Source organism: Coprococcus comes ATCC 27758 (genome assembly GCF_025149785.1).
GTDB classification, from domain to species: domain Bacteria; phylum Bacillota; class Clostridia; order Lachnospirales; family Lachnospiraceae; genus Allocoprococcus; species Allocoprococcus comes.
The window spans coordinates 252,873-268,387 of record NZ_CP102277.1 but is presented as its reverse complement, the minus strand read 5'-3'; the positions used below and the strand labels follow the sequence as shown (position 1 = coordinate 268,387).

At 38.3% G+C, this 15,515-nt stretch carries 15 protein-coding genes and 1 pseudogene; 8 read left to right on the top strand and 8 right to left on the bottom strand.

The window, feature by feature from the left end; all coding sequences use genetic code 11:
* Positions 1–10 precede the first annotated feature (10 nt).
* The 3 genes from NQ556_RS01405 to NQ556_RS01395 form a co-directional block, all read right to left on the bottom strand.
* The gene (locus NQ556_RS01405; RefSeq protein ID WP_326998070.1) at positions 11–520 is read right to left on the bottom strand and encodes a helix-turn-helix transcriptional regulator; all 510 of its coding nucleotides are present in this window, start codon (positions 518–520) and stop codon (positions 11–13) included.
* Between the two features lie 199 nt (positions 521–719).
* Complete coding sequence (locus NQ556_RS01400) at positions 720–1,094, bottom strand: TnpV protein (protein ID WP_195253476.1); 375 nt, start codon at positions 1,092–1,094, stop codon at positions 720–722.
* Positions 1,095–1,098: 4 nt separating this feature from the next.
* Positions 1,099–1,785 carry a hypothetical protein gene (locus NQ556_RS01395; protein ID WP_195196614.1) on the bottom strand — a complete coding sequence of 229 codons (687 nt, stop codon included), beginning with the start codon at positions 1,783–1,785 and terminating at the stop codon, positions 1,099–1,101.
* A gap of 21 nt (positions 1,786–1,806) precedes the next feature.
* Between NQ556_RS01395 and NQ556_RS01390 the strand changes: the two are divergent.
* Positions 1,807–2,130: pseudogene (locus NQ556_RS01390) on the top strand (helix-turn-helix domain-containing protein); the annotation flags it as partial.
* 382 nt (positions 2,131–2,512) lie between these two features.
* On the opposite strand, the gene NQ556_RS01385 reads toward NQ556_RS01390, so the two are convergent.
* The 5 genes from NQ556_RS01385 to NQ556_RS01365 all read right to left on the bottom strand — a co-directional run bounded on the left by NQ556_RS01385 (position 2,513) and on the right by NQ556_RS01365 (position 7,732).
* A complete protein-coding gene (locus NQ556_RS01385) occupies positions 2,513–3,823 on the bottom strand; it encodes a reverse transcriptase domain-containing protein (RefSeq protein ID WP_195253474.1) in 1,311 nt (436 codons plus the stop codon).
* Entirely contained in the window at positions 3,824–4,384 is a 561-nt protein-coding gene (locus tag NQ556_RS01380) for an SLATT domain-containing protein (RefSeq protein ID WP_195253472.1), read from the bottom strand.
* Between the two features lie 281 nt (positions 4,385–4,665).
* The gene (locus tag NQ556_RS01375; RefSeq protein ID WP_195253470.1) at positions 4,666–6,813 is read right to left on the bottom strand and encodes a phospholipase D family protein; all 2,148 of its coding nucleotides are present in this window, start codon (positions 6,811–6,813) and stop codon (positions 4,666–4,668) included.
* Positions 6,814–6,868: 55 nt separating this feature from the next.
* On the bottom strand, positions 6,869–7,081 hold the full coding sequence (locus NQ556_RS01370) for an NUDIX hydrolase (RefSeq protein WP_044999297.1): 213 nt from the start codon (positions 7,079–7,081) through the stop codon (positions 6,869–6,871).
* A gap of 339 nt (positions 7,082–7,420) precedes the next feature.
* On the bottom strand, positions 7,421–7,732 hold the full coding sequence (locus tag NQ556_RS01365) for a hypothetical protein (protein WP_195253468.1): 312 nt from the start codon (positions 7,730–7,732) through the stop codon (positions 7,421–7,423).
* A 340-nt stretch (positions 7,733–8,072) separates the two neighbouring features.
* On the opposite strand from NQ556_RS01365, the gene NQ556_RS01360 reads away from it, so the two are divergent.
* The 7 genes from NQ556_RS01360 to NQ556_RS01330 all read left to right on the top strand — a co-directional run bounded on the left by NQ556_RS01360 (position 8,073) and on the right by NQ556_RS01330 (position 15,502).
* On the top strand, positions 8,073–9,248 hold the full coding sequence (locus tag NQ556_RS01360) for a MarR family transcriptional regulator (protein WP_023921589.1): 1,176 nt from the start codon (positions 8,073–8,075) through the stop codon (positions 9,246–9,248).
* A 2-nt stretch (positions 9,249–9,250) separates the two neighbouring features.
* Positions 9,251–9,781 (top strand): hypothetical protein, encoded by a 531-nt coding sequence (locus NQ556_RS01355; protein WP_005333547.1) that lies wholly within the window; start codon positions 9,251–9,253, stop codon positions 9,779–9,781.
* Between the two features lie 132 nt (positions 9,782–9,913).
* A complete protein-coding gene (locus tag NQ556_RS01350) occupies positions 9,914–10,762 on the top strand; it encodes a MerR family transcriptional regulator (RefSeq protein ID WP_005333545.1) in 849 nt (282 codons plus the stop codon).
* Positions 10,763–11,090: 328 nt separating this feature from the next.
* Complete coding sequence (locus NQ556_RS01345) at positions 11,091–11,618, top strand: DUF5697 family protein (RefSeq protein WP_005333543.1); 528 nt, start codon at positions 11,091–11,093, stop codon at positions 11,616–11,618.
* Between the two features lie 6 nt (positions 11,619–11,624).
* On the top strand, positions 11,625–12,326 hold the full coding sequence (locus NQ556_RS01340) for a DUF6100 family protein (RefSeq protein WP_005333541.1): 702 nt from the start codon (positions 11,625–11,627) through the stop codon (positions 12,324–12,326).
* A 109-nt stretch (positions 12,327–12,435) separates the two neighbouring features.
* Entirely contained in the window at positions 12,436–13,542 is a 1,107-nt protein-coding gene (locus tag NQ556_RS01335) for a hypothetical protein (protein ID WP_022415648.1), read from the top strand.
* Entirely contained in the window at positions 13,532–15,502 is a 1,971-nt protein-coding gene (locus NQ556_RS01330; protein WP_008373801.1) for a VirD4-like conjugal transfer protein, CD1115 family, read from the top strand. Before NQ556_RS01335 ends, NQ556_RS01330 begins: the two co-directional genes overlap by 11 nt.
* Positions 15,503–15,515: the final 13 nt, after the last annotated feature.

Below are 15,515 nucleotides of genomic sequence, written 5' to 3'. Positions count from 1 at the left end.
ATAATAACCTTTAATATATTTTGATAAGGACGTTTTCCCACTTCAACTGCCTTATGAAGTTCATCCAATTTTTTCCCTCCGTAAATGCAACAATTTCCTTATAGGTTTGTATATCATTTTTCTTTTTTAGTTTTTCAACCTTTAACGCCCAGTACATTGTAATAATAAATAAAATCCCAAACGGAATATACGCATACCTTCCGAGCCACATAAACAAAGGTACTGCCGATATAATCAACACGGCCAAATGAACTGTATAGATGGAACCATAATAATTAAACTTTTTAATTTCTTGCTCGCTAATAATTTCTTTCATTTTCTCTATATCTCCTTTAATTAATTGATCGAGAGATACATTAAACAATGAACTAAGAAGTAACAAGCTATGAATATCAGGATAACTCTTTTCGTTTTCCCAATTAGAAATTGTCTGTCTTGTTACATATACCTTTTCTGCCAATTCCTCCTGTGATAGATGAAGCTCTGTTCGGTATTTTTTTATCTGTATACTCAGCTCCATATAATTTCCTCCCTTCGCAAGTAATTTGTTCTCTTGATCTGAGCCAAGAATAATCATTTTTTCATTATCTGTCTATCAAAGATATTTTACTTAACGGAAAACACAATGTCAAAAGAGTTTTACACTACAAAACTCATACCTTTTCAGCAATTTTTATTTTCATCTTTGTAAAGAGCAGCCTTTCGACTACCCTTTCGACTCACATATATACCCTCTCTTTCAACACAATTTCTTCCGCACTAACTTTGATATTATTCATCAATCTAACCCACTTCATCTGATCCTGCCTCTTTAAGTTTTCGTTCACGCCCTGTTTTTCTGCCATCTGTTTCATTAACACTTCGACCTGCTCTGTTACTTCCTGGTCAATCTGATTCAGATGTGCTGTCAGCTTGCCAGATAATAACAAGTTTTGATACCGTATTGGTCTATACTCTTTCAAAAACTGTTTCCGTAACATTCCATATTTTCCATATGTCGGTTCTTCTTCATTCAATACCAGATCCGGCAAATAACAATCTCCACACAGAGTATAGCTTAATCCGTTCTTTTCATCATAAACGTGTTTTTCCATGATTTTATCTCTCCATTTCTCTATTTTTTGATTTATTTTTCTTACGCTGCTGATTCTCCATCTCACTCTTTTTTATTCCCCAGGCTAATCTTTCATGAATACTTCCCTTCGGCATTTGTTCCATCCGCTGCTTTTCTTCCAGAGCTTTCTCGTTACGAATATCCTGCTGTACTGCCGCATCTACCGTCTCTATTCCCAGAACTCGTACAACTCGATCATACCTATCAGAAACGCCTTGCATTATATTCTTTTCTTCTGATAATTTATGATTTTCTTTACGCATATCATCCAACTCCTTCTGAATACTGTTATATTTTTGTTTCAGCTTTTGATATTTACTCTTCCAATTTTCCACCTCTTTTGTAAGTTCTTTAACCTGCGCAGCCATTGCCGCAACCTTATTTTTTATCTGAAGAAACAGCGGTTTGATTTTTTTGTCCCGGTAGGTTGCTGCCCGTTCCAACGTTCCTACTTCCAGTAACAACATTTTAACTATTCCATATTCTTTTATTTCCTTACTCACATTATCCATAATCGGCTGTAACTGTTCCCTGCGTTCTTCCAAGCTTTTTAATTGTTTTTCTGCTGTTTCTGCACGCTTTTCTGCTGCTTTTTTATCTCTGACCGCCTGTTCTTTACTTTCCTTCAAAAGCTGTATATCTTCTCTGGATTCTGCGATTTGTACGGCCAATCCTTCGTTCTCTGCTGAGGTGCCCGCAGTCCAAAAGAAAACTATCTGAATGCACTGGCTGATATTTTTGATGTCTCTCCGCATGCACTGGCTGTCCCGGATATTGACAGCTATGTAGGACTTATGCATACCTTATTTACATTAGAAGACCTTTACGGACTTCATATTGGTGAGATTGACGGAGAACTCTGCCTCCGGCTGGACAAATCCAAGGGAACCACCTACCTTTCTATGTTTGATATGTTCCATGCATGGCAGGAACAAGCTGAAAAGCTGAAATCCGGAGAAATCACTCAGGAAGAATATGACCAGTGGCGGTATAATTATCCTAAAAACTACAAATAAAAACCAACGAAAAAAGGCCTTACCAAATTGATTTCACTCAATTCAGTAAGACCTTTTTGTTGGTTTCACACATATTACCTGATAACCACAAGATTCCGGATAAATAATGCCAAAATCTCTCGTGTTATCATTTTGTTATCAAATAGAACTTTCTTTGCTCTGAAATGCCCTGTTTATAAGGGATTCCAGAAAATTTTTATTATTCAAACTCTTGGGCGGAGAGATTTATCTGGCTGTTTCTTGGTACACATTTGTGTATTTTATTCTTCATATTCATCTTATTTTGCATTTTTGTATACCTCATCTAAAATTTTTAGAGCCAAAATGGAGCCAACTTTAAAAGTATTGTATCAGTCCCCATGATATTTATAACCTCTAATCTTTAAGAAATATTTTCAATATCCTTTTCAATATCTCTTATTTCGCGCTTCATTATTCTATGAAACTGTATTTCAACAAAGCGTTCATCTTTGTCAGACAAATCAATCTGATATATATCCGATAAAATAGCTTTCTTATCATCTAATCCCAAATCATCTAAATTGGGAATATACTTAGTCTCATGCAATGCCATATGCATTTCTGCATATGTCCTAACAAATCTCTTTACCTTAATTTCACCCTCTAATTTATACCTTTTAATCAATTTTTGTACAACATCATCTAAGTGAAAAAGCAAACTCAAATCAGTTATTTGAGAATAAAAAAATAACCATCCATACTTATGTCTTTCAATAATAAAACCTGTAATTTTCAGATTTAATTTCCATTGCAAATACTCAATATTTTCTTTTTTTATAGTCCTAAATAATTCTTCTATAGACTGTTCAATTTTTAAAATACTACTTTTTCTCACCGTTACTTCACTATCATTCAAAACATATCCTAAATATTCAAATGTTTGTGTTACAAATCCTTCATCTTCCTTATCATTTAATTCCAATCCAAGTTTATTTATATCATCACATATACTTCTCTTTACATCATAAAATTTATCTTCATTAACCAATATTAATATATCATCAACATACCTATAATATGATATGTAATCAAGATTTCTATATTTTATATCAATATCCTGCATATATATGTTAGCTAAAGTATTTGAAATAGGTAATCCCTCTGGAACTCCCAATATTCTTTCCTTCTTTACAGTCTTTTCCTTTATTGGACAAAGAAGCGCTTCCGTTCTAATTGCGTTCCATATAATCGAAATAATTTCTGCCTTATGTATCTTTCTTTTTATTATTTTAATCAACTTATCATGATTTATTGAACCATAAAATGATTTCACATCCAATTTTATAAAATGTGTATACATTGGGATTTTTTTTGTAATATCATCTATAACAAGTTGCGGCATCATAGTCTTACATTTATCCCCATATACCCCCACCAGCAATTCATTTAACACCGATGCCGTCAACTTATCTCTTAGCGTAGGCACGCAAATTGCTCTAGGTAGTTTAGCAGGTCCTTTAGTAAATAAAAGCTGTTTATATCTTGTAAAATGATAAGAGTCATTCATGGATTTTCTAATAATAATTTCAATATTCTCATCCAAATTTTGTTCAAACTTTCGAGGTGAAACTTTATCCAATCCGACAGACGGCTTGTTTTTTACTTTTTCTTCATAATGTTCTATAAGATGTTTTTTTGTAAATAATTTTTTCCATAAGTACGATGCTTGCATCTATAAAACCCCACATATCCAATATAAACCTACCGGCAATACTATAACACATATCTTTAAAACAAATCGCCAAATCACATTATAATAATATCTGCACCTTACATTTCTCCATTTCTTACTTTTATATTCACCTATACTACCATGAACTGTCTCATAATAATCAAATGATATATGATTACTGCTTGAATCCAATAAATCGCAATATCTATTGTATATATTCTTAATCAAATCAACATCATCACCATCAATATTGTTTAATTCAAATTCAAGTTTTTGTAACTCTGTATAATTCTTTCTATACTCTCTTGCCTGTTCTGAATATTTTTGTCCATTCAAATATAAAATAACAATGAGCAAAGATATTGTCATAAACACTGTCATCAAGCTTAATTTTTCATTGTTATTCAGCAATGTAAGTATTGAAAATATAATTGTAACACAAGAATAATAAATGTTAATTCCCTGAAAAAATGCTTCCTTGTTTACCAATCTTTTTTCAGCATTAACTCTTGAAATTCTTGTTGTCCATATCTGATCTGATAAATCTTTATATTTTTCCAAGTTATATCCTCCTAAAATGTATTAGGGTTTCTATATACTAAGTGCGATACCTTCTTTCGAAAGCCTATAAAATCTCTACAGATTGTTAATTACATTATCTCCTAAGTGGAAATCATAACTTACGTTATAAACCCTAATACAATTAATATTATACCACATTCTACTATAGATTATCATTTGTCAGAATAATCCCTTTCGATTATTTCTATGATTATTCCTCTATAATCTGAATACCACTTTTCTTTATCAGCCTTTGATTCAGGAAAATATTCTTTTAGCCCCTACTTTTGTGCAAAAAGTAAATTTATCTTTTCTTTAGTTTTTACATTATCCTGCAAATGATAACCTCTATTAAGAAATGCACTGTTCATTAACATCTGGGTTTTTGTCAAAGAGGATACCCGATTCAATAATTTTTCAAACTCTGTATATCGAAACGCATAGTACGCATTTCCAGGAACAAACGATTCAAATACTGCCAAACCAAATCCTGGATACAGAAAAACAATATATTCCTGTAATGATGGAACTCCTATATTAGAAAATATTTCTGCTGGATCATGTTCAAGCCACGCATTAAGTCTAAATTTTGTATCCTCGTCTGTTAATTCTGATATCTTATTTCTCACTTCATCCTGAGACATCCTGTCAATTGTTCTATCCTCATAGATATCAAGCTCACTATCCCAATCTAATGCGTCATATTCTTCAGCGTTCAATTCTTCAATTTTTACACATTCTGATTTAAATTTTTCGAACCAGTTAATAAAATCCTGTTCTTCGGGATTATTACAATCTATTTCAAACAGCAGATCTAATTCATAGTTGTTTAAATATGCCGTTTTACTTATATTGGACGAACCAATAATTACAAAGGCCTTATTATCATTAGCAATATAATAAAACTTACCATGATAAAAAGAATTCTGGTATGTATACAACGTCAACGGATATTCATTTCTGAAATTATTAAGTGCAATTACACTATTCCGATCAATCTTTGTATTCTTTCTACTAGATCCGTAAGTTTGGAGCGCCCCTACAACTAATTCAATCTTACCGTTATTACTACGGACTTGGTCCATTAACGGTTTTACCAGGCGTAATCCACTGCTAAATGAAAAACCCACTGCCGCAAAAAATTGAGTTGCCTTTATTTGTTCTCCAAGTTTTATTAGTAATTCATTCAGCACTATGTTATTGCTTAAGACAGAACATTTCTTCCCTACGAAAGGTATTCCCTCAATACTTTCATCTACAATTTTGTTTTTATTAGCAAGTGCTTTTTGAGCTTTTTCATGAATTACCTCTACTAAGCGACTATCATCAAGGATTTTTATATATTCAATAATAGCTTTTTCTCGCTCAGGGAAAAAACCGATCAACCTTACAGCTGTATGAAAACATTCGGTTTCTTGCTCAGCAATTATTATCTTTTTTAAAAACTCTTTATACGCAAACTCAGAATGTAATTCTCCTAAAATCTCAAGTGCTTTTGAAGAATATAAATCGGTTCTATTGTATATCGTTATCAATTTTGCTTCTGCATATGAGTAATCATATTTTGATAAGATTAGCAATAAATCAAAAAGCATTTTTGTTGCATTGTTTCCATCATGCACACCTAATAACTCTTCATCAATACTCTCTTTAATTTCTTTCCAATCAGAAGAAGTTAATTCTTCGTTTCTACACAATTTAAAAGCAATCGAAATACTATTATGGTAAAAATCCATCTCACCATAATCCCATACATTTTCTTTTACAGCCAAATATATTAATGATATTTTTTCAAAATCTGCTATACACTTCTGATTATCCTTTTCTTTTAAATCAAGATACGTTGCAAATATTGATGTTCCCTCAACTCGTTTTTCAATAGCCTCTCGAAGTTCTGGTTGTATTAATTGTAAATAATCCTTATTGGCCAAGAAAATTTTAGTTGTGCGTGCATCTAATCCGTCATCCATTGCTTTAGTAAGAAGTGCATATAATATATCTTCTCTTTCTTCCACTGCAATAAGCGATATTAACCGTATATCAAAATCTTTTGTATCAATGATGTATTTTTTCACTTCTATTTGTTCCTGCTTATCTAAAGGAATATCTTTTACACTTTTAAAAAAACCTATTTCCTTTAAATCTTTCTTTTCGTGAAAAATTTCCATCAAGTATACATATAAATATTCTTTACGCAAAACCTTCACTGCAAGATTTAATATCATACCTGCGTTATATTCGCTTGGTATGTTATCCAAGTATTCATCAATTAATGTTTTGAGAAGCTTTTTATTTCTTGTTTTACGCAAAGCAACACGTGCAGTTTTATTTCCAGAAATACCCATCTGCAGTAGAGTTCTTAATGATTTCTCATCTCCTTTTTTGCTTAGTGAACTACATTTCTCATAGAAATTGGACGTTTCTCCCATACTTACACCTCTTAATCTATTTCAAAATTATGGTTGTTTTATTTTTTTATTAATCCTAAATCTGCAAAGTATCTACAGTCAACCACCTAGCATCTTCTGTTTTCTTCGGAATCAGACGATTAGCGACGGTCTTCGTCCAGAAACAGTCCATACTGAGATGAAACATCGAGTAGCCGTACTCAATCTTATCGATCACCTCACCAACCTTAATCTTTGTATCTAGTTCTTCACAATTATTGTAATATATCGCATATTTTTCCGCTCCCATAAAAATACAAAAACCAATGTATATAAAATTATATATGTGAAAACGCCGTATATCAATTTGTTTCAATAATAAAAAGTACATTTTTACGAAAAAAGGCATCTAAAAATACCACAGATTCCCTATCAGAAATATACTTCTTCAATTTATGTAATTACTTCTATTCCATCGCTGAAGATTACTTTGCAGCTTTTATCCGTTTCCACTTCAATCTCATCGAGTCGGACGTCCCAAAGCTCCTCCAGAAACCCCGTCTGCTTACCATCAAGGTCCTGCAAGTTCATGATGAAGTTTGCAAAAACCCCCTTATCTTTCCAATCCTGAATCTTATCGTTCAGCTCATTATCTCGTTTTTATTTCAAATCCGTTCTTAAAGATGAATCGTATATCATCCTTGGCATTTACCACCACTTCCTGCACCAGACTGCTCCAAAGTCCCTCATCGAATTCTTCTAACAAAGCACCCTGCTTTTCCAATGCCCGGATGAATACCTTGAATAATTCTCTCTGAGCCTTTTTGCTTTCAATCTGTTCTGAAATCTTGTCATACTCTGATTTGATGGTATTGTACCTTTCTGCAAGATCGGCATATCTTCTTTCATATTCATTCTGGTCAAGTGCCGTCCGGCTGTTCTCTGCTATGGCTGTTTGCATCTGTTCTGCAATAATTATATATTACTCCGCCCACAAATAGAGCCAAACTAGAGCCATTTGATAAAACAAATGCCGGAAACCCGCATAAATACAGGCTTTCGGCATTTTAATCCGTTATTCAAACTCCAGACAGACAGTACGGAGTATTAACGCATATAGACGATTTTAAAGGCTTTTTAACCAGTTAAGAGCAACATAGCCACATAATCTAAATTTTAAAAATGCAATAAAAATGCAATGAGTGACACGACTACTTGCTATACTTCCATCGGCTTCTTCTTGATACCAACACTATGAAAAGTCCGATTACAATTAAATATACTTTGAAAGGAAGATCACCATGAATTACAAATTAGAACTCAAACAAATCGTGGAATTTCCACGCTGTCGCATTTACCGTGACTTCATACAAACTTTAATCACTACCAAGAGCATCCGAACTACCGGGGGCTCTTTTCTTTTTTATTATCTGGTATTATGCTCCTATGCAAATTACCGCACATCCTACCGCCGGATGGAACACATTACCTATACCATTGGTCCAGGAGAGTGGATCTGCACAGTCACAGATCTTCAGGAATGGTTTCGCTGCCGTTTCCAACATCAAGCGTTGTCCATCCTTCGATTTTTTGAAGAGCAGAATTACATTACCTACTCTCTTCTCGGCAAAAACCGCCTGGTCAAATTCAAAATATCAGACTGGCCCAAAGACAATACCGTATTGGAATACAACTATCCCTGTAAAAAAGATACAGGGTTTTTCTTTTTCCCGATTGCCAAAGTTCACGAACTAATTGGCATTGGAAAATGCTCGGAAATGGATGTTATTCTGGATCTGTGGATTCATGCAGTTTACAACGATTCCTCTGTCCTGGGATCTGATTCCGGTCCCATTGTCTATTACCGGGATAATACCGGAAATCCCCTTACCAGCTTTAATGAACTGGGTGAAAGGTGGAGTCTGTCAAAGGCATCGGTATCACGACTCTTGAAGAAACTGGAGGAAAAAGAATACATTACACTTATCTCATTTACAGGAAAACACGGAAGCGTAATTTATCTCAACAATTACCTGTCCGTGATGTTTAATATCAGCGACGTTATGATTGACAAGGAGGAGATCGCTATGAAGATGCAATTACCAATCCATGTACCTGAAGAAATCACTATTGAGGATTCTGCTTCTGTTAGCGTTTCAGAAACTGTCACAGACTCACAAATCACCGTTACAAAAAATGATTCCTGCGTTCCAGATTCACACATGAAATTTATCGTGCAAAAAGTCGCAGAACTATTGGATTCACAAGGGATTCCATGTTGCCACTGCTCCAAAACCCGCTATATATTATCTCCATTATCAGCCTGCAAAGATATATTTAATACATTTACTCTAAATATTATCTGTCCCTACGGAAATGCCGCTTATCGGTTTGAGTTGTCCGTAAGTCCAGGGGATGAGTCTGCCCAAAAGATGCCTGCCGTGGCAGAGCCTTCTGCACTGAAAGGGGGGGAATAGACATGGCAAACCGCAATACACAGGGATTTCCTTCACCCGAAGAAGATCCACGTTTTCACGACACCTATCAGTTTTTACGCAGATACCGGGATGCAACCTACAGCCTGAAGGTAGTCGTACACCAGATGGAGCACCAGTTTAAGCTCCAATACGACAATGACATCGACAAATTTCTGGACTCCATCTATGCTGCCGGGGCTGATCTTACCGGAAGCGACATCGAACAACGGGCAAAAAGTATTGCCAGAAGCAACCAGATGCTGAAGCTTTTGGAATCATCCATCGATCTCCTCCGGAACAATCACAAGCATGGGGAACAGTATTACTGGATTCTCTACTACGCTTTTCTCTCTCCACAGGAAATGAAAAATACAGATGAGATATTGGATAAGCTGGCTCACCACATCACCAATATTTCCTACCGCACCTATTACCGGAAACGCAGGGCTGCGATTGAAGCACTCAGTACCATCCTTTGGGGATTTACTGCAAAAGAGACATTGGATACGCTCAACAAGTTCTTTCCAGAGTAATACATATCGCCTATCTCCTCGGCTTTTCGTAATATCATAAAAATGTTATACTAAAAAATGCAAAATATATATTGACTCTCACGGAACGTCATAGCGTACAGTTATCTTATCAGGAACAGGAGGTCAGCAACTATGAGGACAGTCAAAGAAATATCAGAACTTACAGGTATCAGCGTTCGCACGCTTCACTATTACGATGAAATCGGGCTTTTAAAACCAACACAAAAAAGTGATGCGGGATACCGGCTTTATGACGATAGGGCATTGGAAATATTACAGCAGATTCTGTTTTTCCGTGAGTTTGACATTCCTTTGAAAGAAATCAAAGCTGTTCTGGAGAATCCTGCTCTTGAAAGGAACCAGATCTTGCAAATGCAGAGAAAAATGTTGGTAGCAAAGAAAGAACGTATGGAACATCTGATTGCCAGCATTGATGATATCCTGAAAGGAGAGAATAAAATGGATTTTGCGATTTTTAGTAAAACGGAAGTTGAAGAAATGTTCCAAACTATGTTTGAACATATGCCTGACAATATGAAAGAACTTGCTGTAAAAGAGTTTGGAAGCATTGAAGAATGGAAAAAGCATTATATTAAGACAGTTTCATCAGAAGAAATGCAGAAAGGCTATGCTAAAGTTGTTGAGTGGTATGGAGGAAAAGAGCAATTCCTGTCTGTTGCCAACAATCCTATTAGCAAAGAGGCTGCAGAAAGTTACAACCAACAATTTGACAATCTTTTATACAAATTAGCAGCTAAAAAAGTATGTTCACCAGATTCTTCTGAAGTAAGAGAACTTGTTTCCGAATACGGTTTTCTTATGAAACAACTTTCACAGATAAAGAAAGAACACGGTCTGATGGTTGCACAGGCTCAATATTACCGTAATGAAAAAATCAAACCTATGATAGATGAAAAATACGGCAATGGTACAGCCGAATTCTTCGCACAAGCTTTCGAAGCATTTTATAAAGACAAGTAATCATTAGAACTACACAAAAGCACAACAATACACCATGCAGGGAATCAAAATGGTTTCCTGCTTTTTTTATGCCAACCAGTGAAAATGGCACAGAAATGACCTGCTTCTGCGATTGAAGCGTAAAATTACCCATGCTACAATAGGTATTGCTTATAGTTTTCCTTATTTCCAGCACCCATAGATGGTGCTTTTTTTGTACCTGTAAATTCAATCGCTGACAGCAGGTTCTATGTACTTTGTACGTACACTATACTTACAATACCAAACGTATCCTGTACGTACAGCCATATGTATAAAGTTTCCTATTATATATAGAAGGGAGTCAATCATGAAAACAAGGAACGAAATCTATCAAGGAGAGGGAGCCAAGCTCTTACGGTTCATTACCACTTACCATACTCTGAGGTATGACCAGGTTTTACAACTTTTCTCCCGACATGAGCAGTCTATCAAGTCATTGATTACCAGCCTCATCAAACAAGGGCGCATCATTTACGATAAAGAGCATGACCTTCTTTGTGACAGCCAGCAGTCTGCTGAGAATCCTGACTATGCTATAATTACATGCTTCTGGGTACTGCTGGATTTTAAGAAAGGTGTTGTATACCACACCAGTGGCGAATTTCCAATCAAGCTCAATTTCTTTTCGCAAGATGAACAATACGAAATCATCTATATCGGTGAAGAACAGGAGGCTCTGATCAATCATGTGATGGAAAGTATCCCATCACATGGTTCCAAACGCCTGATTGTCTTAGAATCCGAAAGCCAGGCTGCCAAAATCACCATTGATGATGTAGCCGCTTACTGCCTTGTAAATGAATCCGGTGCTGTCAGTTACTACATGAGAAAGTAGGTTATTATGACGCAAAATACACCAACCATTTACCAGCGGCTTGAAAAACTGGAAGGGGAGCTGCAAAAACTGACGAATACCGTTTACGCTCTGAAGGTCACTGATATCCAGAATTATGATAAAAATTTTGAGGAACTGAGCGTCAGTGCTGCTCTTCGGGCGGAGCGGATTGCCTGCCAGATGCGTAACCTTGTCTGTCCGGCTCTCTCCCCAAATCAAGCAGCTTATCTTCCCAAAGCGGCAGATGCACAGGGAATGCGGATTGCAGAACAGCAGGGGATTCTCACCATTACGCTTCCCGGACTGCTTCCGAAACGAAGAGTCCACACAAACACTGCATTTCTCCATGAACCGCTTAATTATATGCTTCGGGAGTATGTAAAACAAAATGCCCTGCCCCTCTATCGTGACTGCGTGATATGTTTCAGTCAAATATATGACAGGGAACTTCCTCAAAGACGTATCCGGGATTATGACAATCTGGAGTTTAAACAGATTCTGGATACACTTTGTACTTATGTTCTGACAGATGACAGCGGCTTTTTCTGTGATTCCTACTACACGACACAGCTTGGCTTAAAGGACTGTACACTGGTATCGGTTATGGAAAAAGCTGACTTTCCGAAATGGCTGCAGAACCAGAAAAATCATCACGAAAGCATGTCGGAAAATCTCCTGACTTCTCAGGCAGAAATCCGACATCGGTAAGAACCACCGCAGGGAACTTTGTTTTCTTGCTTTTTTTATCTCCAAACCACCGGAGATTTACCCAAGTATAGGCTTGCATGGGTAAGAACTGAATTGAGGTGATGCTTATTTGATAAGACCTGACACTACGAAATACCGCTTACTGGAAATGATAGGGATGTGCGGGGAATTTCCCGCAGACCAGCTAAACAGACTCATCCCAAGTGCCTCCTATGCGGAAAAACTCATTACGGATTTGAAGGCGGAACACCTCATCCGTACCCACTACCGGGATGCTCTCAGAGGCTACCGTCTTACAAAAGCTGCGAAAGAGATGCTGTTATCTGTCTCGCCGCTACGCTTCCAGTGCTATCTGACCGGCAATACCGAGACGAACCTCATCCGAAGTGAAGTATCCCGACGTATCCGCTTACATCAGAAAGCCGAAACGTATCTGACACTCCTTCATGCCGGGATTCCCTTTTATCCGGATGTAAAACCTGACATCTTCTGTAATCACCGCGAAGCTGGTTCCATCGGTATGCGAAGCCTTCCTCTTTTTTACGCTTCCAGAGAAATTAAGGAATTGGGCCCGGAGACCACGAAGATTAGGAACTCCCGCAGCATGGGCATCCTGATGGCACCGCAATGTGTCTATGTCCTTTATAACACGGGAAACGGAGTCCTGAAATGGGAATATCGAACGGAAGTCCGCTTAAACGCCTTCCTGCAGCATTACCTGCAAGGCTACCCTTACAACGGACATCCACAGATCCGGGCAATCATGACCGGAACCGACATGGAAATGGCTTTCCGGCTGTTTACCAGTACCGGAGGCTACAAAAAGAGCCTGTTTATGCTGGACACCTCCTTCGAGCATTTCCATTACCTTCCCAATACTCCGGAAGGGGAAGTGCTTTTAAAACTGCTGGTTCACCCTGAGATCATGGAAAAGCTGGACAACCTCCTGCTGTCCGATCTGGGCTGCCGCAGCGATTCAATTCCACTGGAACATGATGCCACGGATGCTTCCGGGAACCCCATCCTTCTTGCTTATGATTTTGACATGCAGCGAATCAACCGGTTCAATACCGGCTTAAATGTATACGGCAGATCCGGGAACCTGATCTGTTTCGATTTTCAGATTCCGGTCCTGAAAAAATACTTAACTGCCACAATCCATTTCTCCAGTATTGACCTTTGCAAATTCAAAAGGGGGTTTTTACATGAACCGTAAATGGTGGAAGCTCATTTATATGCTTCCGATCACCTTCTGCACCCTCTATGCAGGAGGCTATGTTGCTCAATTTATCCGCAACTATCAGACCTGGGAATCTGCCGGCAATTTTGCCGGAAACGGAACTGCCCCGCAGATCCCCTCCCCGCACCCGCTCGCCTGTCTGGATGCCCTGACTGCTTTCCCGTACAATCTGTATGGGATTTTTCTATGTCTGGCAGCTTTTGGACTCCTGACCTTCCTTCTCATGCGTATGGGATTTGACCGAAACGGGGAAATAACAGACCGGGGCCGGAACCTGAATTATTCCACAAAGGGAACCTATGGGACTTCCGGTTTTATGACTTTGGAGGAAATGCATCAGGTACTGGAGCTTACGAATGATGTCAAGAAACACAAGGGAACCATTCTTGGAAAACTGAACGGAAAAGCCGTTTGTCTCCCGAAGGATACCCGCATGAACCGGAATATTGCCGTTTACGGTGCCAGCGGTTCCATGAAAAGCCGGGCCTTTGCACGCAACATGATCTTCCAGTGTGTTGCCCGCGGGGAAAGCCTCATCATCACCGATCCAAAATCGGAATTGTACGAAAGTACAGCCACTTACCTTGAGAATGCCGGATATATCGTGAAATCCTTTAATCTTGTAAACCCGGAAAACTCGGATAGTTGGAATTGTCTGGGTGAAATTGGCGGACAGGAAACCATGGCACAGGTATTTGCTGATGTCATCATCCAGAATACCGGTTCTGCCAAAGGCGATCACTTCTGGGACAATGCCGAGATGAACTTATTAAAAGCTCTGATTCTCTATGTGGATCAGGGATTCCCACCGGAGGCAAAGAATATCGGACAGGTATACAAACTCCTGACCATGAGTTCGGAAAAAGAACTGAACAGCCTCTTTGACCTGCTTCCGGTCTCCCATCCGGCAAAAGTCCCCTACTGCATCTATAAGCAGGCAAGTGACACGGTACGTTCCGGCGTCATCATCGGACTCGGTTCCAGACTTCAGGTATTCCAGAACAAGCTGATCCGCCAGATCACTTCCTATGATGAGATCAACCTGACGCTGCCGGGAAAAGAAAAATGTGCATACTTCTGCATCACTTCGGATCAAGACAGCACTTTTGATTTTCTTTCTTCCCTGTTTATGACCTTCGTATTTATCAAACTGGTCCGTTATGCAGACACCTATGGGGAAGATGGAAAACTGCCGGTTCCGGTACATATCCTGGCTGATGAGCTGGCGAATACGGGAGCAATCCTATCGCTCAACAAAAAGATTTCCGTGATCCGAAGTCGAAACCTCAGTATTTCCTGCATTTTCCAAAACCTGCCTCAGATGCAGAACCGGTATCCCTTAAACCAATGGCAGGAAATCATCGGGAACTGCGACACTCAGCTATTTTTAGGCTGTACGGATGAGGTAACTGCTACATTTATCTCTAACCGCTCCGGTGATGTGACCGTTGGTGTCAGCAGCGAAGCCAAACAATTAAATAGCTGGAGGGTATCCGATTATACACCGGAATACCGCCAGACCAGATCCATCGGGAAACGAAAGCTCTTAACTCCGGATGAGATCCTGCGGCTCCCGCTGGATACTGCACTGATTATCCTGCGTGGTCAGAAGGTACTGCAGGTAGAAAAATACGATTACATCCTGCACCCGGATGCCCAAAAACTCATTCCCCGGAAGGCTTCCGAACATATTCCGGAATGGAGAAAAGGAGCATGTAGTGAAGAATATACGTACACTCCAACTATTCCTGCTTCCCACCCGAAAAAAACCGCTTCTTATGGAAAGCAGAAAAAGAAAAAAGCTGAACCGCACTTTGACCAGCAAAGCGTTTATCAGGAACCTGGCTATCACGATTTCCCGGATGACTTCTCAGCAGATAACTATTCGGATCACACAGACATGGTTCCTTTAGATAAAGATTCTATCATGTCATAATTTGAAAGGAGAC

Bases quoted from the DNA above. Each gene is read 5' to 3' on its own strand.
- NQ556_RS01405 (WP_326998070.1), bottom strand. From the start codon at position 520: ATGGAGCTGAGTATACAGATAAAAAAATACCGAACAGAGCTTCATCTA.
- NQ556_RS01400 (WP_195253476.1), bottom strand. From the start codon at position 1,094: ATGGAAAAACACGTTTATGATGAAAAGAACGGATTAAGCTATACTCTG.
- NQ556_RS01385 (WP_195253474.1), bottom strand. From the start codon at position 3,823: ATGCAAGCATCGTACTTATGGAAAAAATTATTTACAAAAAAACATCTT.
- NQ556_RS01375 (WP_195253470.1), bottom strand. From the start codon at position 6,813: ATGGGAGAAACGTCCAATTTCTATGAGAAATGTAGTTCACTAAGCAAA.
- NQ556_RS01370 (WP_044999297.1), bottom strand. From the start codon at position 7,081: ATGGGAGCGGAAAAATATGCGATATATTACAATAATTGTGAAGAACTA.
- NQ556_RS01365 (WP_195253468.1), bottom strand. From the start codon at position 7,732: ATGCAAACAGCCATAGCAGAGAACAGCCGGACGGCACTTGACCAGAAT.
- NQ556_RS01360 (WP_023921589.1), top strand. From the start codon at position 8,073: ATGAATTACAAATTAGAACTCAAACAAATCGTGGAATTTCCACGCTGT.
- NQ556_RS01355 (WP_005333547.1), top strand. From the start codon at position 9,251: ATGGCAAACCGCAATACACAGGGATTTCCTTCACCCGAAGAAGATCCA.
- NQ556_RS01350 (WP_005333545.1), top strand. From the start codon at position 9,914: ATGAGGACAGTCAAAGAAATATCAGAACTTACAGGTATCAGCGTTCGC.
- NQ556_RS01345 (WP_005333543.1), top strand. From the start codon at position 11,091: ATGAAAACAAGGAACGAAATCTATCAAGGAGAGGGAGCCAAGCTCTTA.
- NQ556_RS01340 (WP_005333541.1), top strand. From the start codon at position 11,625: ATGACGCAAAATACACCAACCATTTACCAGCGGCTTGAAAAACTGGAA.
- NQ556_RS01330 (WP_008373801.1), top strand. From the start codon at position 13,532: ATGAACCGTAAATGGTGGAAGCTCATTTATATGCTTCCGATCACCTTC.